This window comes from Streptomyces sp. NPDC107581, assembly GCF_055657175.1.
Window position 1 is genome coordinate 244,366 of the sequence record NZ_JBVKBH010000006.1, and the last position, 17,678, is coordinate 262,043.

Sequence of the window (17,678 nt, forward strand, 5' to 3'; positions counted from 1 at the left end):
CGGCTGTAGGGTTCATTTTCGTGCCGGAATCATGGGTCAATTCTGCGGAGCGCATCGGTGCCGACCTGCACCTCGAACTGTCGGGGCCCGGTGGGCGGCGGGCGGCGCTGATCCGGGCGCTGCGCGAGGCCGTGCGCAGCGGGCGGCTGGCGCCCGGCACCCGGCTGCCGCCGTACCGTTCGCTCGCCGCCGACCTGGGAGTGGCCCGCAACACCGTCGCGGACGCGTACGCGGAGCTGGTCGCGGAGGGCTGGCTGACCGCGCGGCAGGGCTCCGGGACGCGGGTCGCCGACCGCGCCGAGCCGCTGCCCCCTGCGAAGCGAGCGGCCGGAGCGGAGCGGGCGTCCGGAGCGGAGCGAGTGTCCGGAGCGGAGCGAGTGTCCGGAGCAGAGCGAGTGTCCGGAGCAGAGCGGACATCCGGAGCGGAGCGGGCGTCCGGAATGGCACCGCCACGCGCGCGTGGACCACGGCACGACCTGCGGCAGGGCACGCCGGACACATCGGCCTTTCCGCGGGCGGCCTGGTCGGCGGCGTACCGCAGAGCCCTGCAGTCGGCACCCAGCGAGGCGTTCGGGCCGGGTGCTCCCGCCGGGCGCCGGGAGCTGCGGGAGGCACTCACGGAGTACCTGGCACGCGCGCGGGGGGTGCGGACCGAGCCGGACCGGATCGTGGTCTGCTCCGGCTTCGCGCACGCGCTGCGGCTGCTGTTCGGACAGGGCGGCGGGGGTGTGCTGCGCGGTCCGCTGGCCGTGGAGGCGTACGGGCTGGACTTCCACCGGGGGCTGCTCGCCGCGGCGGGCGTGCGGACCGTACCGCTACCGCTGGACGAGCACGGGGCCCGGGTGGACGGGCTGGGGCGGGAGCGGGCCGTGCTGCTCACGCCCGCGCACCAGTTCCCGACCGGAGGCCCGCTGCACCCGGAGCGCCGGGCGGCGGTGATCGACTGGGCACGCGCGCGGGGGACGGTGGTCCTGGAGGACGACTACGACGGCGAGTTCCGGTACGACCGCAGACCCGTCGGCGCGCTCCAGGGCCTGGACCCGGAGCGGGTGATCCACATCGGCTCGGTCAGCAAGAGTCTGTCCCCGGCGCTGCGGCTGGGCTGGATGGTGCTGCCCGAGCGGTATGTCGGACCCGTACTCGCGGCCAAGGGCGAGCGCGAGGGGTGGGCGAGCGTGCTGGACCAGCTCGCTCTCGCGGACTTCGTGGTCTCCGGGTCCTACGACCGTCATGTGCGGCGCATGCGGCAGCTCTACCGGCGTCGGCGTGACCGGCTGACAGCGGCGCTCGCCGCGCACGCACCGCACGTCGAGGTGACCGGCATCGCGGCCGGGCTGCACGCGGTGCTCAGGCTGCCGTCAGGCACCGAACGGTCCGCGGTGAAAGCGGCCGCCTGGCAGGGGGTCGCCCTGGACGGGCTCGCCGCCTTCCGGCACCCGGCTACGGAGATGCCGGCCCCCGACGGTCTGGTGGTCGGGTATGCGACACCCCCGGAACACGCTTACGGAGCGGCTCTGGAGGCGCTGTGCGGGGTGCTCCCGCCTGCGTGAGGTCAGAGACCGGACCGGGGCCGGCGGCGGCGACGTGCGCACGCGCTGCGGTGGCCGTGGTCGCCGGCGGCTGGGCCCCTCCCCCGCTGCAGGCGGCCGGCGCAATGAATGAACAAGTACTCAAGCAAGTCGGCATCACGGCAGGAAACGCGAGTGGGCAACACCGGGCACCGGCACTTCAGGAGAGCAGGAAATCGGCCTCCCCCGCCTTGGCGCCCTCGATGAAGGCGGTCATCTCGTCGGTGGTGTAGATCAGCGCCGGTCCGTCCGGATCGGTCGACTGACGTACGGCGATCCGGCCGTCGGCCAGCTTCATCGCCTCCAGGCAGTTGCCGCCGTTGCCGCCGCTCCAGGGCTTGTGCCAGCCCTCGCTGCCCAACTCCCGCGCGGGCATGCCGTTGTAGACACGGCCGCGCGGCTCGATGCGATCCATTCACAGCTCCTTGCGGAGATCCTGGAGGATCTCCTTCGTGCGTTGTGCCGTAGCGGCCTGCGCCGCCATACGGTCCATGACCTCCAGATGGGTCGCCACTTCGGAGCGCGCGTCCAGGTAGACGGCGCCGGTCAGGTATTCGCTGTAGACCATGTCCGGCAGTTCCGCCATGGCGAACCGGAAGAGCACGAACGGTCCGTACGTCCCCGGGTGCGGCCCGTTGGCGAACGGGGCGACCTGGAGCGTCACATGGGGCAGCTTCGTGGCCTCGAGCAACCGGTCGATCTGCGCGCGCATCACCTCGGGGCCGCCGACCGGGCGCCGCAGGGCGGTCTCGTCCATCACCGCCCAGAAACGGGGGGCATCGGGACGGGTGAGCAGTTCCTGGCGCTGCATGCGCAGGGCGACATGGCGCTCGATGTCGTCGGGGCTCGTCTGGCCGATGGCACCCGACTTCAGCACTCCGCGCGCGTAGTCCTCGGTCTGGAGCAGGCCGGGGACGAAGTGCGGTTCGTAGGAGCGGATGAGGCCGGCCGCGCCCTCCAGGCTGACGTACATGGAGAACCAGCCCGGCAGGATGTCGTGGAACCGCTGCCACCAGCCGGGCTTGTTGGCCTCCTCGGCCAGTTGGACGAAGACGCCGGCCTCGTCCTCGGGAACCCCGTAGGCCTTCAGCAGCAGTTGCACATAGGGGATCTTGAGGGCGACCTCGGCCATCTCCATGCGGCGGACGGTGGCGGGGGCGACGCGGAGCACACGGGCAGCCTCCTCACGCTTGAGCCCGGCGCGTTCCCGCAGGTCCAGCAGGCGCCGGCCGAGGACCACCTGGCCCACGGTCGGCGCGGACCGCGGTTCGCTCACGCTCCACCTCCGACATAAGAATCCGCTCCGGCAAAAGAATCCCGACAGCCCTGCGGCGCCGTTCGAAGACGTATTCGAAGATCCGGCCGGATCACCGACTGTCCCAATTGGCGCCGCTCGAGGTGCTGTTGCGAGCAGTGTGCCACGGCCTTTGACCGAGTCACACTGCACTCTGCATTTTTCAGAGTGACACTTGCCAAGTGTTCGCGGCGGGGAGATAGTGGCAAGCGTGATTCCGTCCGCGCCCTTAGGAACAGACGCCGCCGCAGACCGTCCCGGTCTCGGTGCCGCTACGGGAACAGCCCCTCATGGGGGCGTTGCCGAGCGCCGGTTCCGCTTCGAGCTGGCCGCACATCCGGGTTCCCCCGCTCAGGCGAGACGTCTGACGCGCGCCCGGCTGACCGGCTGGTCGGTGTGCGCGGACACCTGCGACACCGCGGCTCTGGTCATCTCCGAGCTGGTCACCAACGCGATCGTGCACACCGCGAGCAGTCGCGTCGTCTGTGAGCTGCACGACCACGACGACATGGTGCGCATAGCCGTGCACGACGAGGGCTGTGCCCCCGGAGAGCCCCACCCGTCCCCGCAGCGCCCCGACGAGGAGCACGGGAGGGGGTTGCTCCTCGTCGATGCGCTGTGCCGGGCCTGGGGAGCCCATGAGCACGGCCCGGGACTGCTGGTCTGGGCCGAGCTGGCCCGCCAGACCGACGCCGCCCAGGGCACCGTCGAGCTGCGCAACGACCTGGGCTGGGGCGCCCGCTCCAAACCGGGCCCCACGCCCGGTCCGGGCGAGGAGGAGGAAGCACAGGCCCGGCACGGGACGGAAGCCGAGCCACAGCGCCATGGACAGGCCCGGTACGGAACGGAAGCGGAGCCACAGCGCCACGGACAGGCCCGGTACGGAACGGGACTGGTGGAGCAGCGCCGCGAGCAGGCCCGGAACGGGACGGGACCGGAGTCACACCGCCCTGGGCAGGCCCGGAACGGGACGGCGGGACTGGTGGAGCAGCGCCGCGAGCAGGCCCGGAACGCGACGGGACCGGTGGAGCAGCGCTACGGGCAGGCCCGGCACGGGGCGGGACCTGCACAACAGCACCGCACAGGGGAGCGGCCGTGAGCGGCGTCGGCGATTCCGCCCGGCCGTTCGGCCTGGACACCCTGGTCCACCTGGGACGCCGCCGGCACACGTCGGACACGGTCCGCCGGCTGCCGGTCCCCGAGGGCATGACGGCGCCGCTCGGCTGTGACTCCGTAGCCGTGCCCGACCGCCTCGGACCGCTGATCCTGCCGCGGCTGCCGCGGGTGGGATGCGTGTACGCCGACGGCGCGCACTGGTGGTGGATCGTGCCGTCGGACTCCGACTACGCCCTCCCCTGGCCGGCCCCCTCCCACTACGCCCCCGGCGCTCTGGTTCCCACCACCGCCCGCCTGATCCACCGCCCCGAAGGCACGGTCCCCTACACCCCGCCGATCCCGCTGTACCTTGCCCTGTGCCGGGTGACGGGCACCGCACCGGACTGGTCCAACGCCGTCCCTGCGTGACGCTGCGCCTGTCTCGCACCCGGTACTGCGCCTGCCTCACACCCGCCACTGCGCCTGTCTCGCCCGTGCTGCGTCTGCCTCACACCCGCCGCTGCGCCTGTCTCACACCCGTGCTGCGCCGGTCTCACCCGTGAGGTGGGGTGGGCCACAGCAATCTTCGACGGACGCCGCACCCCCTTCGCGCCCCTCAATACCCCCTCTCGCGCCCTGCCCCTCCACCGCACCGCCCGGGATAGTGGCCGTTCGGTCATGGCCCGGGGAGGGTGTGCGGTGGGGAAGGGACGCGAGGCGGGCGAGCCTGAGGTCTCGGCGTCGGAGCGGCTGCTGTTCGGCGGGCCGCTGCGGTACGACATGGGCTGGAACGAGCATGCGGACGCCTTTCTGGAGCTGAGCTTCCGGGCGATGCTGGTCAGATTGCCCGGCATGCTGGCGTCCAGCCTCCGGCTGGCCCGGAAGGCGGACCCGCGGGCCGCGCGCATCGTGCTGACCGCCGAGGTGGGCCGGGGTGCCGCCCAGGCGGTGAGCCTGCTGGCCGTGAACAGCGCGCTGGGGAAACTGCTCGCCGGGCCCGGCATCGGGCAGCGGCTGCGCGATGCCGCACCCGCCCTGGCCGTCATGGCCGCCGTCATGCTGGTCGGAGCCCTGCTGCGGGCCGCCTCGACCTATGCCACCGGACGGCTGGAGCCCAAGGTGGAGCGGGTGGCGACCGAGCTGTACCTGGAGCGGGCGGCGAACGTGGAGCTGGCCGCGATCGAGGATCACGCCTTCCACAAGCTGCTGGACACCGCCCAGTACGGCGCCCAGTCCGCCCGCCGCATGATCACGTACGGCGCCCGGGTGATCAACGCGGTGATCTCCCTGATCGCGGCCGCCGGCGTGCTGACCGCGCTGCACCCGGCGCTGCTGCCACTGCTGGTCACGATGACCCTGCCCAGCGCCTGGGGCGCCCTGACCAACGCGCGCCGCCGTTACGAGTCGTTCCACACGTGGGTGCAGCACGCCCGCGCCGGCCATCTGATCGGCAGCCTGCTGACCGAGCCGGCCGCCGCCCCGGAGATCCGGGTGCACGGCGTCGGCCCGTTCCTGCTGCGGCACTTCCGGTCCATGTCGGAGACCGCGGAGGCGGAACAGGCCAGGCTGTCCGGGCTGGCCGCCCGAACCGGCCTGATCGCGGCCGCCTGGACGGGTCTTGCGACCCTCGCGACGTACGCCACGCTCGGCGTGCTCCTGCTGGCCGGCGCCATGGCCCTGTCGGTGGCGGGAACCGCGGTGATCACGATCCGGACCGGCTCGGCGAGTCTGGACACGCTGGTGCTGGAGATCAACCAGCTGCACGAGGAGGCCCTGTTCGTGGGCGATCTGCAGCGGCTGTACACCGAGGCGGCCGAACGGGCGATCCCGGCGGGCGGCCTGGCGCTGCCCGAGGACCCTGCGGAGGTCCGCTTCGAGAACGTCACGTTCAGCTATCCGGGTGAGTCGACCCGGCCCGCCCTCGACGACGTGACGCTCTCCCTCCCTCTCGGCCGGATCATCGCGCTCGTCGGCGAGAACGGCTCGGGCAAGACCACCCTGGTCAAGCTGCTCGCGGGCCTGTACACCCCGGATCGGGGCCGGATCCTGTGGGACGGCGCCGACACGGCGAGCGCCGACCGGCGGCTGCTCGCCGAGCGCATCGCGATGGTGGCCCAGGACTTCAAGCGCTGGCCCTTCACCGCCCGGGTGAACGTGGCCGTCGGCCGCTCGTCGGCACCCCTGACCGAGGAGCGCCTGGCCGCGTCGGTCGCCGAGGCGGGGGCCGAGGAGGTGGTCGCGGACCTGCCGCGCGGCCTCGACACTCTGCTGGCCCGTCACTTCAGCGGAGGGCATGAGCTGTCCGGCGGCCAGTGGCAGCGCCTCGGCATCGCCCGGGCCGCCTACCGGCGCGGACGCATCCTGATCGTGGACGAGCCGACCGCGGCACTGGACGCACGGGCCGAGCTGGAGGTGTTCGAGAGGATCCGGGCGCTGGCAGGCAGCGGTCAGACCGTGGTCCTGATCACCCACCGGCTGGCCTCGGTCCGCCACGCCGACCTGGTGCACGTACTGGAACACGGACGGCTGGTGGAGTCCGGTACCCCGGACGAACTCCTGGCCAGGGGCGGTGTCTACGCGGAGCTGTACACGCTCCAGGCCGAGCAGTTCACGGCGAAGGTCCCGGCCCCGAAGCCGGCCTGAGCCGCCTCATTCCGCGCCGTCGCCGCCCCGCACGATCACCAGGAACCTGTCCGTGGCGAGATCCATGACGACCTCGGCGGGCAGTCCTTCGAGTCGTCGCGCGTGCGCGAACTCCTCCGCGGGCCACGATCCGCGCGGGCCACCGGCGGGAAAGCACTCGAGCACGGTTCGCCCGTTCACCATCTCGCACCTCCAGAAAACGTCGTGCTTGTGGAAGACAACGCTCTGGATCAGGGAAACGGCTCGCCCGGTGACGGGACTGAGACATTGCTGACACGCGTTCGCCGCTTCGGTCGCCGTCCTCGCACCTGTGCGTGTGCGTGGCGTAGGCGTATGCGTCGATACGCCTCAGTCTTCCGTGCCGATGCGCGTCAGCCGTCCGTGCCGATGCCGCGTCAGTCGTCGTACTCGTCGTGATACCGGAGCCGGTCGCTGCCCTGCGGGCTGCGGCCGAGCGCGGTCAGGTCGAGCAGGCCGGCGGTGGCTCCGAGGCCGTCCAGGCCGTCGTCGTGGACCGAGTAGGTGTGGAAGACCCGGTCGCGCTCCCGCAGGAAGCAGCTGAGGCCCGGCCGCTCGACCGGTTCCCCGTCCCGCTCCACGGTGGCCTCGAAGTCGCGGTTGAAGTCGCTGTGGCAGGACGAGTACCACGGCACCGTCCAGCCCATCCGCGCCTTGAACGGCAGGATCCGGGTGAACGGCGCCCGGGACACGGCCGCGAACGAGGTGTTCCGGGCCCGCAGATGGGCGAGGTGTCCGACCTGGTCGAGAAAGGCCGCGCAGCACGGACAGCCCGTCTCCCAGTGCGGTGCGAACATGAAGTGGTGGACGACGAGCTGGACCCGGTCCTCGAAGAGGTCCAGCAGGGTGGCCTTGCCGTCGCCGCCCTCGAAGACGTACTCCGGGTCGACCTCGACCATCGGCAGCCGCCGCCGCTCGGCGCTCAGTACGTCCCGCGCCCTGCTGACCGCCTCCTCCTTGCGCAGCAACTCCTCGCGCGCCGCGCACCACTGCTCGCGCGAGACGATCTCCGGAAGCGACATGGGCCCTCCTGTCGACGGTCGGTTCGGGGTGGTGACCGTCGTTGGATACGGAACTCATCGCTGCGCGCGGAGATTCTTTCCCGTCACTTTTCCCCGCACCTTCGAGGCGGCCCCTCGCCGATGGTTTCCGGCCGCCCCGGCCCGAGCCTCAGTAGGTCACCGGAAGTGCCACCAGCCCTCGCGCCCGCAGCGAGCGGCGCCACCGCAACTCCGCGTCGGCCAGGGCGAGTCCGGGAAACCGTTCGAGCATGGCCGCCAGGGCGATCTCCGTCTCCACGCGGGCGAGCGGGGCGCCCAGGCAGTAGTGGATGCCGTGGCCGAGGGCGAGCTGGCCCGAGGCGTCGCGGGAGAGGTCGAGACGGTCGGGGTCGGGGAAGCGGTCGGGATCGCGGTCGGCGGCGGACAGGGACACCCAGACCGTCTCGCCCGCCGGGACGGTCATCCCGGCGATCGTCACGTCCTCGACCGGGAACCGGCGCATGGCGAGCAGCATGGGACCGTCGTAGCGGGCGAACTCCTCGACGGCGGTGGGGAGCAGCCCCGGGTCCCTGCGCAGGGCGGCGAGCTGGTCCGGGTGCTGGAGGAGGGCGAGCACGGAGTTGCCGATGAGCTGGACCGTGTTCTCGTACCCGGCGAAGAGGATGAGGAAGGCCAGCGACAACAGCTCGTGCTCGTCGAGCCGGTCGCCCTCGTCGCGTACGGCGATCAGGTCGGAGAGGAGGTCGTCGGCGGGCGCCCGGCGCTTGGCCTCGACCAGCAGGGTGAGGAAGTCGAGCATGGCCGCCATCGCCTCCTTGGCGGCCTGGGGGCGGGCCGGGTCGGGGGCCGTGAGGCCGTCCGTCCACTGCCGGAAGTCCAGCCGGTCCGCCTCCGGAATGCCGAGCAGGTCGCAGATGACGGTGATGGGCAGCGGAGCGGTGTAGGAGGCGACGAGGTCGGTGGTGCCGTGCGGGCCGAAGGCGTCGAGGAGCCGGTCGGCGGTGCGCCGGATCGGCGTGCGGAGCTGCTGGACGCGGCGCGGGGTGAAGGCGCGGCCGACCAGGCGGCGGATGCGGGTGTGGTCGGGCGGGTCCATGTTGAGGAGGTTGGCGTCGAGGGCGGGCGGCAGGGAGAACCCCTTGTACGTGCCCGCCGCGGCGTGCCGTTTGTCGAGCGAGAGCCGCGGGTCGGCGAGCGCGGCCCTGACGTCCTCGTACCGGGTGACGAGCCAGGCGGGGGTGCCGTCCGGTCCGGTGAAGCGGTGCACGGGGGCGGTGTCACGCAGGCGTCGGTAGACGTCGTAGGGGTGGTCGGTGAGGCCGTCCGCGAGATCCATGGCAGGCAGCCTACGCGGACTCAGGTGTCGTATTCCTGGATGCGCCGCCCATGACTCCGGTCGACCAGGCCGGGCAGCCTCCGCCCCAACTCCCCCACGATCTCGGGCACATCGAGGGTGAGCAGGGCGCGGTCGCGCATCAGTACGCGGCCGTCCACGACGGTGGTGCGCACGTCGGCCGAGCGGGCGCTGTGCACGAGGGTGGCGGCGAGGTCGTGGACCGGCTGGGTGTGCGGGCCGGTGAGGTCGACCAGGATGATGTCGGCGCGCCTGCCGGGTGCGAGGCTGCCGGCACTCGCGCCGAGGCCGACCGCGCGGGCGCTCTGCAGCGTGGCGTGGTGCAGGGCCTGCCGGGAGGTCAGCCAGCGCGGATCCCCCTCGGTGGACTTCTGGATCAGGGAGGTGAGGGCCATCGACTCCCACACGTCGAGGGAGTTGTTGGAGGCGGCGCCGTCCGTGGCGAGTCCGACGGGGACGCCGATCGCGCGCAGGGCCCGTACCGGGGTGGTGTCGGGCCAGGCGAACTTGAGGTAGCCGCGCGGCGCGGTCGCCACCGCCGTACGGCCGCCCGTGCGGGCGAGGAGCGGCAGGTCGCGCTCGATGATGCCGGTGCCGTGGGCGATGAGCAGGTCGGTGTCGAGGAGTCCGGTGCGGTCGAGGACTTCCACGGGGGTGACGCCGTGCCGGGCGAGGCTGGTGTCGGTCTGGCCGCGGTTCTCGGCGGCGTGGAGGTGGACGGGCAGGCCGTGGGCGCGGGCGAGGTCGGCGGTGGCGGCGAGGTCGGCGTCGGTGACGGTGTAGGGGGCGTGCGGGGCGAGGGCGGTGGTGATGCGCCCGTCGGCGGCGCCTCGGTGGTTCAGGGCGAACTCCAGTGAGCGTTCCCGCCCTCGCGGGCCCTGGGTGGAGAAGTAGGCCTCGCCGAGATGGGCGCGCAGTCCGCACTCGGTGACGACACCGGCGACCACGTCCATGTGGAAGTAGTGGTCGGCGAAGCAGGTGACCCCGCCGCGGATCATCTCGGCGCAGGCGAGCCGGGCCCCGAGTTCCACGTCCTTCTCGGTGAGGTTGGACTCGACGGGCCAGACGACGTCGTTGAACCACTCCTCGGTCGGCAGGTCCTCGGCGAGTCCGCGCAGGGCGGCCATCGGCGCGTGTGTGTGGCAGTTGACGAGTCCGGGCATGGCGACCTGCCCGCGCGCGTCGATCCGCTCCACGGCCGCCAGGCCCGCCGCGGCGGCCGCGGTGGTCACCGAGGCGATCACCCCGCCGGACACGACGACGGCGGCGTCCTCGCGGAAGGCGATCCGCTCCTCCTCGTCGTGCACGAGGACGGTGCAGCCGCTGATGACGAGGTCGGCGGGAGAGGCGCTCATGGGCTCGGCGGGAGAGGCGCTCATGGGACCCAACGTACGACGGTGCCGGGCCGCGGCGTGAGCCGGTCCGCGTATCCGGGTGTCATGCGGCTGCCGGCGCTCCGACCCACGCGCGGCGCTTCTCCAGCTCGCCGAGCAGTTCCTGCAGTTGCCGGGTGTGCCGGGGGGTGAGGCCGCCGGTGTCGTCGAGGTGCACGGCGCAGGCCGTGGCGGTGTCGACCAGCCCTTCGAGGACGCTTGCGACGGCGTCCGTTCCCTCGGTGTGCCGGGCCAGTGCGGGCAGTTCGGCGGCGGCGAGCGCGATGGCGGCACGGGCCTCGGCGAGGGTGCGGTAGGCGTCGCGGCGCAGCACCCACCGCTCGGCACGGTCGCCGGACTCGCTCAGGACGTGCACGAGGTAGACGTGGGCAGCGCTCCCGGCGGCGGCGAGCCGGGCGCGCACCCCGCCGCCGCGCTCCCCCGGCATCGGCAGATGTCCGACGACCAGCACGATCGCACAGGCCAGCAGCGTCTCGCCGATCCGGCTGACGGAGGCCTGCGGCTCGCCGCCGGCCATGACCAGGGCGAGGACGAGGACGGTGACGACGGCGGTCAGGGCGGCGAAGTTCCGGGTGGCGACCGGGACGAGCGCCCCGCACACCGCGACCAGCACGATCAGCCCCTCCGGGCGGGGCAGCAGCACGGCGAGCCCGGCGAACACCAGGGCACCGAGCACGGTCCCGGCGGCCCGGCACAGCACACGTGAGGCGAGCGGCCCGAGGTCGGGCTTGACCAGGAAGACGGCGGTGGCGGGCAGCCAGTACCAGTGCTGGTGCTGCCCGTACCAGCGGGTGTGGTGCAGGGCCTGGGCGATGGCGGCGCTGGCTCCGAAGCAGAGGGCCACGCGCAGCCCGTACTCGCGCCCGCCGGCGCCGAGCGCGGCCCGCACGGCGTCCTTCACATCCAGCCGCCGCACGAGCAGCCGGTGGTCGCCGGCCTCGGCCCGCGCGGCATCCTTCACGAGCGGCCGGTGGTCGCCGGCCTCGGCCCGGTCGAAGGCCTCGGCGGCGCGCAGCAGGGCGTCGTCGAGGGCGCGCAGGGCGGGAACGGACCGGCTGGGGGCGGGCAGCGGACCGGTGCCGCTGTTGCCGCGGACCGCTGCGGCGAGCCGCCGGGGCCCTTCCGCCGACCGCGCGGAGAGCGGCTCGCCCACCCAGGCGAGGGCGGTGGCGGCCTCGGCCAGGGGCAGCGCGGCCGCGTACCGGGCGTGCAGCCGGCGCTCGGCGGCGGAGCCTGCGTACCGGCGCAGCCGGGGTCCGGCGAGGGCGTCCTGGGCATGGTCGAGGGCGGCGGTGAGCGCGGCTCGCCGGGCGGTGGCCCGCGGGCCGCCCACGGCATCGAGCAGCGCGGCGACGGCGTCGTACACATCGGCGACCGCCTCCCGCTCCCCGTCGAACCGGAATCCCCCCGCGAGCGAACCGGGCGTGGGCAGCACCAGCCGCAGCGCGAGCAGCCAGCCGGCCCCGGCGAGGAAGGCGAGGGCCCGCTGCCAGCCGCTCTCGGCCGCGGGCATCCCCGCGCCGATGGCGGCGGTGACGAGCAGCTGTGTCCCGGCGGCGGAGGCGACGGGCCCGACAGCGCTGATGCCTCCGGCGGCCAGTCCGAGCACGGTGAGCAGCAGGGTCAGCGGTACGGCGGAAAGCTGCTGCCCGGCGTACGACCCCACGAGCAGCCCCAGGGCCCCGGCCGTCGCCGGCATGCCGAGCCGCCTGACGGAGGCCCGCCTGCTGCCGGGCCGGTCGTTGATGCCGGCGAGCATCGCGGCGATGGCGGCGAGGACACCGTCGGCGACCCGGCCGCCGAGCACACCGGCGAGCAGCAGTGGCCCGGCGGCGAGCGCGCCACGGGTCACCGCGCTCCAGGGGACGGGCCCGCGCTGGGTGCGGAACGCGTGGGCGAGCCAGGGGGGCAGTGACGGTGCGGCGGGGCGCGACACGGGGCTCCTGCTTCATACGAGGGCGGGGGTGGGCCTTCGGACGACGGTGGCCGGGCTGTGGGGTGTGCCGCCCACGATAGATCGCGTTCCTTGAGCAAACGCAGCGATCACGTTTCGGGGAGGTGAAAGGTGCCGGGGAGGGTGGTTTCTTTATGAACGCAATTCTTCCGGGCCGAAAACGGGAGCGGACCCGGGGGCGTAGCCTGCCCCCGGGCCCTGTGATGCCGCCCATGTACGCACGCCGGCCCGTCGGAGAGCCCGGATCAGTCTCATGACGCCGCGTCCTGCCTTTGGACCACCACGCATCGAGCTGCGCGGACTGGACTTGAACCAGCATCTCGGCGTACCGGGGTCCGGGCCCGGTGGTTCCGGCGATCGGCGGCGAATGCTGAGTCTGGAGCGAGAGTCTGAGATTGAACGCGGTCCGCCCTTCAGCCGGGGGACCGCCCATCACGACAAGCTTCAGCTTCAGCTTGCGCTCCTCGCGCACCCCGGTCACCAAGGACCGGGGAGTCTTCAGGATAGCGGAGTCGTCCTCATCCGAAGAGGTAGCCGAACACGGCATCACCGACCCGCTGGTCGACGACGTCGACGCCGTTCGCCTCCTCACGGGCGAACTTCACGGCCTGCTGCAACTTCTCCACGCGGTCGAGGAGTTCATTGACACGGCGGGCCGGGAGGGCTCCGGAGAACTTCACGGTGGTCCAGGAACCGACCGGCACGTCCTCGTAGTAGACCTCGACCTGCGCCGGATGCTTTTCCGTGGCCTCGGCCTTGACGTGGTTGCGCGGCACCTTCTTGGTGCGCAGCGTCCGTACGGACTCGGTCTTCCACGCGTCGGTGGAGGGGTCCTGCACCCAGGACTCCGAGGCGTCCAGGACCGGCAGCCTGCGGACCAGGGTGTTGAGGTCGGCGAGCTGCTTCTCCAGGAACAGCAGGTACGACACCGGTACGTCGGCGACGAGCACCCGGCCCTCGACCTTCACATCGGCGCGGGCCGCACAGTTGGCCCAGTCCTTGGTGGCGGTCACGTCGAAGAGCCGGGTCAGGATCGTCGCGGTCTCGCGCAGCACGTCCTCGGCCTTCACCTGCACCCGGGTGGACTCGGGCGGCAGCTGCTCGCCCTCCTCGTCCTTCGGCTGGTACGTCCTCGCGATACCGGCCAGCAGAGCCGGCTTCTGCAAGCCTTGGTGAGCGGACGTCAGGTCCTGCTGCGCCTTGGACTTGACGCCCTTCTCGACTGCGATGATCTGGTTGAGTTTCGCCACGCCGGGGACGGTAGCAGCGACAACGCACGGAATCCCAGGGATTATCGGCCCGTAGGACCGGCAGGAGCGGCTCCCGCTGCCGCCGCTGCTCCCACTGCACCCGCTGCGCCCGATAAATCGGGTGCGGTCGGAGCCGGACGCGGCGGATCATCAGGAAGTTGTCCTCTGAGCGTCGTAGGAGCAGCTTCCATGATCCAGCGCGTACTCGCCCCCGCTCTCTTCCCGCCGCCAACCTACTCGCACGTCTCCGTCGTCGAGGCCGGCACCAGGCTCGCCTTCCTCGCCGGGGCCGTGCCGCTCGACGAGAAGGGGGAGGTGGTCGGTGTCGGGGACCCCGTGCGGCAGGCCGAGCAGGTGATCGGCAATCTGCGGGAGCAACTGCACGCGGTCGGCAGCGACTTGGCACACGTCGTGTCGACCGAGGTGTATGTCGTCAGCAGCGAGCCCGCGGTGCTCTCCGCCGTCTGGGAGGTGGTCGAGGCGTCGGGGCTCAGTGCCGGACCCCACTCGTCGACCCTCCTCGGTGTGGCCTGCCTCGGGTACACGGGACAGCTGGTGGAGATCACGGCCACGGCGGTCGTTCCCGAGGCCGCCCGTCCGTGAGCGCGGGAGCCGGTACGGAGGTGGCTCTGCGCCGGGCCACCGGTCCGGATGCCGCCGCCGTCGCCGATGTCTGGCTGCGGTCCTACGCCGCCGCCCTGCCCACGGTCGTCAGGGCACACTCCGACGACGAGGTCCGCGACTACATCCGGGAGGTCGTGGTGCCCTCGCGGGAGACCTGGGTGGCGGAGGCGGCCGACGACGGCGTCGTGGGCATGATGGTGCTCGCCGGGGACCTGCTGTCCCAGCTGTACCTCGCCCCGGACTGGCGTGGCCGGGGCGTCGGCGACCGGTTCGTCGCGCTGGCCAAGGAGCGCAGTCCGGGCGGGCTCGACCTGTGGACCTTCCAGGTCAACACACCCGCCCACCGCTTCTACGAGCGGCACGGTTTCGTCGCCGTCGAGCACACGGACGGCAGCGGCAACGAGGAGCGGGAGCCGGACGTGCGGTACGCGTGGCGACCGTGACAGGTGGGGCGGCCCTGCCGCATGCGGCCGTCCCGACACGGGTGACAGCTCTGCCGCATGCGGAGGCCCTGACACGAGTGGCGGCCCTGACGGACTTGAGTCGCTCCGGCTACTGATCTCCGGCGTGCAACCGGCCGACGACCCCGGCCGCGCCCCCACGCCCGGCAGTACGTGCCGTGCCCCAACTCCTCATCGAGCAAAGCGCGTTGTACAAGTCGGCGATCGCCTCCGGCGGCATACCGTCAGGCTCCGTCCAGCGGTTGGTGCCCGCTCCGGCCGAAGGTGCCTCGTCAGCGCACCTGGGACAGTCCGGCCGCGTCGGCCGCCGTGCGCAGGACCTCGCGCAGCATCTCGGGGGTGAGCCGGCCGGTGAAGGTGTTGCGCTGGCTGACGTGGAAGCAGCCGAAGACGTCCAGGTCCCCCAGGGCGATTCGGGTGCCGTGGGCGAAGACGGGGCGGGGCCGGGGCACGGGCCAGCCCGCCTCCGCGAACGCGGGCAGTGCGGCCTGCCAGCCGAAGGCGCCGAGCACGACGGCGGCCCGGAGCGCCGGACGCAGCAGCCTCAGCTCCTGGACCAGCCACGGGCGGCATGCGTCGCGCTCGCCGGGCGTGGGCTTGTTGGCGGGCGGCGCGCAGTGCACGGGCGCGGTGACCCGGACTCCGTACAGTTGCAGACCGTCGTCGGCGCTGACGGACGTCGGCTGCGAGGCCAGCCCCACGTCGTACAGCGCCTGGTAGAGCACATCTCCGGAGCGGTCGCCGGTGAACATGCGGCCTGTGCGGTTGCCACCGTGCGCGGCGGGCGCCAGCCCGATGATCACCAGGCGGGCGTCGACCGGTCCGAAGCCGGGCACCGGCCGCCCCCAGTACGTCCACTCGGCGAACGCGGCCCGCTTGGTCCGTGCCACCTCCTCGCGCCACTCGACCAGCCGGGGACAGGCCCGGCAGCCCGCCACGCGCCGGTCGAGCCGACCGAGCCGGTCAAGCCGGTCGAGGGCACTGCTGTCGTCCATGACGCCACCGTATGCCGGGGCACCCGCGGGAGCGGGGTGGACCGGGGGCGGGATCGACCGGGGAGGAGACAAGGTCGACCTGGGAGCGGAGTGACCTGAGAGCGGAGTGAACCCGGGAAGCGGAGTGACCTGGGAGCGGGGTGACCTGGGAGCGGGGTGACCGGTGACAGGGTGAACCGGGAACGGGGAGCGGCCGGGAACAGGGAGAGGCCGGGAGCAGGGAGAGGCCGGGAGCAGGGCGAACCGTGACACGGGAGGGAGCGGAAGCGCGGCGGCTTCCCGGGTGTCGGCGTGGTTGTGGGCCGGGCGCACTGCGGCGGCTCTCAGGGCCGGAGCAGCCCCCGCCAAAATCCTCCGGCCGTCCCGGCCCAGCGGGTTAAGGTCGGGGCATGGCTTCCGAGGATGCGGACGAGAACGTTCACCGTGACACCGGCGTCCCGGACGGCACCATCCCCGCCCGGGACGCCTGGGACGCCCGGGACACCGGGGACGCCGCGGACTCCGGGCCCGCCGACGCCCAGCCGGCCGGTCCCGGGGCCGCCGCAGCGGCTGCCGCCGAGGCCGCCGGGCCGGGCCAGGGCGAGACCGTACGGATCGACAGCTGGATCTGGGCCGTCCGCCTGATCAAGACCCGCTCCCTGGGCGCCGCCGCCTGCCGTGGCGGGCACGTCCACGTCAACGGCGACCGTGTGAAGCCCGCCCACTCCGTACGCGTCGGCGACGAGGTGCGCCTGCGACACGAGGGCCGGGAACGGGTCGTGATCGTCAAGCGTCTGATCCGCAAGCGCGTCGGCCCTCCGGTGGCCGTCCAGTGCTACATCGACAACTCCCCGCCTCCCCCGCCCCGCGAGGCCGTGGCCCCGGCCGGTCTCCGCGACCGCGGCACCGGCCGCCCCACCAAGCGGGACCGCCGCGAGCTGGAGCGGCTGCGCGGCCCGAGCGGGCTGGGTGGGCCGGGCGGACTCGGCGGGCCGAACGGACTGGGTGGGCCCAACGGACCGGGTGGGCCGGGCGAGCAGGGCGGAGTGGGCAGAACGGGCGGGCCGCAAGGACACGGCGGGCCTGGCAGGCGGCCCCGGAGCCGGTAGACGGCAGGACCTGGCGCGCATCCCACCGCATCCCCGGCTCCGCACCCTCCCGCGAGCAGCACCTGCGCCGTGCGCCGGGCGATCCGGGCGGGGGGACGGCGGTCGGTCCCGGAGGCGGCTGGGGAAGCGGGAGAGGCGGGGCGGCGGTGGTCTCGGACATGAGGGTCTCCTATGGGAAGCGGTCCCGCTTGCTGTCACCGAGGGGGACCGGCCGGGCCCCGGGAACGCATCGCCCCTCAGCCCGCCGGTACCGCTCTCACCCACATCCCGTCCGGAGTCAGATACGCGTCCACCAGAAGTCCCGCTTCCGCCAGTGCCTCCTCGAACTGCTTCTTGGTCAGGGGCCGGGCAAGGAATGTCTGCGTCCAGACCGCGTCCGGGAACACATACTCGGCGCGTACCGAGTGGACCCCGTCGCCGACCGGCTCCGACGACTCGATCCGCACGGTGAAACCGCTCGGATCGACCCGCTCCCTCGGTACGTCGGTGTGATGGTCCTCGCCCTCCCGCTGGATGAGTACACAGCCGCCCTCCGCCACATGACGGGCGCAGGTGCGCAACATGCCCCGGCGCACCTGGAGGTCTCCGTTGTGCACGAGGAACGACGCGAGCATCACCACGTCGAATCTCTCGTCCAGGTCCAGGTCCTCGATCGGGCCGCATATGGTCCGTGCCCCGCGGACGCGGGCGAGCATCTCGGCGGACTCGTCCACCGCCGTGACCGTGAAGCCGCGCTCCAGCAGGGGATGGGTCACGCGGCCCACTCCGCTGCCCAGCTCCAGGATGTGCGCCCCAGCGGGCACGGCTGCGGCGATGACGTCCGGCTCGTCGCCCACCGGTAGCCGCGTGTACAGGTCGACCGCGCAACCGTCCGGGGTGATCGCACCGGGTCCTGTTCCGTCGTGTCCCTCACGCATTTCGACTGTCATGCCCGAACAA

Annotated in this window: 16 protein-coding genes and 1 pseudogene; 7 read left to right on the top strand and 10 right to left on the bottom strand. The window is 72.8% G+C overall.

Annotation, left to right across the window (positions count from 1 at the left end; genetic code table 11):
* The first annotated feature begins 20 nt into the window (after window positions 1-20).
* The gene (gene pdxR / locus ACZ7P3_RS17290; protein ID WP_472082418.1) at window positions 21-1,550 is read left to right on the top strand and encodes a MocR-like pyridoxine biosynthesis transcription factor PdxR; all 1,530 of its coding nucleotides are present in this window, start codon (window positions 21-23) and stop codon (window positions 1,548-1,550) included.
* Between the two features lie 178 nt (window positions 1,551-1,728).
* Here pdxR and ACZ7P3_RS17295 read toward each other — a convergent pair whose 3' ends face one another.
* On the bottom strand, window positions 1,729-1,983 hold the full coding sequence (locus tag ACZ7P3_RS17295) for a DUF397 domain-containing protein (RefSeq protein ID WP_362680254.1): 255 nt from the start codon (window positions 1,981-1,983) through the stop codon (window positions 1,729-1,731).
* On the bottom strand, window positions 1,984-2,844 hold the full coding sequence (locus ACZ7P3_RS17300) for a helix-turn-helix domain-containing protein (RefSeq protein WP_472082420.1): 861 nt from the start codon (window positions 2,842-2,844) through the stop codon (window positions 1,984-1,986). It lies immediately after the preceding gene.
* A 193-nt stretch (window positions 2,845-3,037) separates the two neighbouring features.
* On the opposite strand from ACZ7P3_RS17300, the pseudogene ACZ7P3_RS17305 reads away from it, so the two are divergent.
* The 3 genes and pseudogenes from ACZ7P3_RS17305 to ACZ7P3_RS17315 form a co-directional block, all read left to right on the top strand.
* Window positions 3,038-3,706, top strand: a pseudogene (locus ACZ7P3_RS17305) (ATP-binding protein); the annotation flags it as partial.
* A 251-nt stretch (window positions 3,707-3,957) separates the two neighbouring features.
* Window positions 3,958-4,386 (top strand): hypothetical protein, encoded by a 429-nt coding sequence (locus ACZ7P3_RS17310; RefSeq protein ID WP_472082422.1) that lies wholly within the window; start codon window positions 3,958-3,960, stop codon window positions 4,384-4,386.
* A 249-nt stretch (window positions 4,387-4,635) separates the two neighbouring features.
* On the top strand, window positions 4,636-6,600 hold the full coding sequence (locus ACZ7P3_RS17315) for an ABC transporter ATP-binding protein (RefSeq protein WP_472082424.1): 1,965 nt from the start codon (window positions 4,636-4,638) through the stop codon (window positions 6,598-6,600).
* Window positions 6,601-6,606: 6 nt separating this feature from the next.
* On the opposite strand, the gene ACZ7P3_RS17320 is transcribed toward ACZ7P3_RS17315, so the two are convergent.
* The 6 genes from ACZ7P3_RS17320 to ACZ7P3_RS17345 all read right to left on the bottom strand — a co-directional run bounded on the left by ACZ7P3_RS17320 (window position 6,607) and on the right by ACZ7P3_RS17345 (window position 13,571).
* A complete protein-coding gene (locus tag ACZ7P3_RS17320; RefSeq protein WP_472082426.1) occupies window positions 6,607-6,783 on the bottom strand; it encodes a hypothetical protein in 177 nt (58 codons plus the stop codon).
* A 212-nt stretch (window positions 6,784-6,995) separates the two neighbouring features.
* Window positions 6,996-7,640 carry a DUF899 domain-containing protein gene (locus ACZ7P3_RS17325; RefSeq protein ID WP_472082428.1) on the bottom strand — a complete coding sequence of 215 codons (645 nt, stop codon included), beginning with the start codon at window positions 7,638-7,640 and terminating at the stop codon, window positions 6,996-6,998.
* Between the two features lie 148 nt (window positions 7,641-7,788).
* The gene (locus tag ACZ7P3_RS17330; RefSeq protein WP_472082430.1) at window positions 7,789-8,955 is read right to left on the bottom strand and encodes a cytochrome P450 family protein; all 1,167 of its coding nucleotides are present in this window, start codon (window positions 8,953-8,955) and stop codon (window positions 7,789-7,791) included.
* Between the two features lie 20 nt (window positions 8,956-8,975).
* Entirely contained in the window at window positions 8,976-10,352 is a 1,377-nt protein-coding gene (locus ACZ7P3_RS17335) for an amidohydrolase (RefSeq protein WP_472082432.1), read from the bottom strand.
* Window positions 10,353-10,410: 58 nt separating this feature from the next.
* Window positions 10,411-12,303, bottom strand: a complete 1,893-nt coding sequence (locus ACZ7P3_RS17340; protein ID WP_472082434.1) for an FUSC family protein — start codon at window positions 12,301-12,303, stop codon at window positions 10,411-10,413.
* Window positions 12,304-12,839: 536 nt separating this feature from the next.
* Window positions 12,840-13,571, bottom strand: a complete 732-nt coding sequence (locus tag ACZ7P3_RS17345) for a DUF7873 family protein (protein WP_472082436.1) — start codon at window positions 13,569-13,571, stop codon at window positions 12,840-12,842.
* 189 nt (window positions 13,572-13,760) lie between these two features.
* Here ACZ7P3_RS17345 and ACZ7P3_RS17350 point away from each other — a divergent pair, with 189 nt between their 5' ends.
* Window positions 13,761-14,174: a RidA family protein gene (locus tag ACZ7P3_RS17350; protein ID WP_472082438.1), complete on the top strand. Its 414-nt coding sequence runs from the start codon at window positions 13,761-13,763 to the stop codon at window positions 14,172-14,174.
* A complete protein-coding gene (locus ACZ7P3_RS17355; protein WP_472082440.1) occupies window positions 14,171-14,638 on the top strand; it encodes a GNAT family N-acetyltransferase in 468 nt (155 codons plus the stop codon). Before ACZ7P3_RS17350 ends, ACZ7P3_RS17355 begins: the two co-directional genes overlap by 4 nt.
* A gap of 290 nt (window positions 14,639-14,928) precedes the next feature.
* On the opposite strand, the gene ACZ7P3_RS17360 is transcribed toward ACZ7P3_RS17355, so the two are convergent.
* Window positions 14,929-15,651, bottom strand: coding sequence for a uracil-DNA glycosylase (locus ACZ7P3_RS17360; RefSeq protein ID WP_472082442.1), 723 nt, complete (start codon window positions 15,649-15,651; stop codon window positions 14,929-14,931).
* A gap of 389 nt (window positions 15,652-16,040) precedes the next feature.
* Between ACZ7P3_RS17360 and ACZ7P3_RS17365 the strand changes: the two genes are divergently transcribed.
* Complete coding sequence (locus ACZ7P3_RS17365) at window positions 16,041-16,739, top strand: RNA-binding S4 domain-containing protein (protein WP_472082444.1); 699 nt, start codon at window positions 16,041-16,043, stop codon at window positions 16,737-16,739.
* A gap of 236 nt (window positions 16,740-16,975) precedes the next feature.
* Here the strand turns inward: ACZ7P3_RS17365 and ACZ7P3_RS17370 are convergent, their stop codons facing one another.
* Complete coding sequence (locus ACZ7P3_RS17370; RefSeq protein ID WP_472082446.1) at window positions 16,976-17,656, bottom strand: class I SAM-dependent methyltransferase; 681 nt, start codon at window positions 17,654-17,656, stop codon at window positions 16,976-16,978.
* Window positions 17,657-17,678: the final 22 nt, after the last annotated feature.

Coding starts and splice junctions, on each gene's coding strand:
- ACZ7P3_RS17370 (WP_472082446.1), bottom strand. CDS start 17,656: ATGCGTGAGGGACACGACGGAACAGGACCCGGTGCGATCACCCCGGAC.
- ACZ7P3_RS17360 (WP_472082442.1), bottom strand. CDS start 15,651: ATGGACGACAGCAGTGCCCTCGACCGGCTTGACCGGCTCGGTCGGCTC.
- ACZ7P3_RS17350 (WP_472082438.1), top strand. CDS start 13,761: ATGATCCAGCGCGTACTCGCCCCCGCTCTCTTCCCGCCGCCAACCTAC.
- ACZ7P3_RS17325 (WP_472082428.1), bottom strand. CDS start 7,640: ATGTCGCTTCCGGAGATCGTCTCGCGCGAGCAGTGGTGCGCGGCGCGC.
- ACZ7P3_RS17295 (WP_362680254.1), bottom strand. CDS start 1,983: ATGGATCGCATCGAGCCGCGCGGCCGTGTCTACAACGGCATGCCCGCG.
- ACZ7P3_RS17330 (WP_472082430.1), bottom strand. CDS start 8,955: ATGGATCTCGCGGACGGCCTCACCGACCACCCCTACGACGTCTACCGA.
- ACZ7P3_RS17365 (WP_472082444.1), top strand. CDS start 16,041: ATGGCTTCCGAGGATGCGGACGAGAACGTTCACCGTGACACCGGCGTC.
- ACZ7P3_RS17320 (WP_472082426.1), bottom strand. CDS start 6,783: ATGGTGAACGGGCGAACCGTGCTCGAGTGCTTTCCCGCCGGTGGCCCG.
- ACZ7P3_RS17335 (WP_472082432.1), bottom strand. CDS start 10,352: ATGAGCGCCTCTCCCGCCGAGCCCATGAGCGCCTCTCCCGCCGACCTC.
- ACZ7P3_RS17315 (WP_472082424.1), top strand. CDS start 4,636: ATGGCCCGGGGAGGGTGTGCGGTGGGGAAGGGACGCGAGGCGGGCGAG.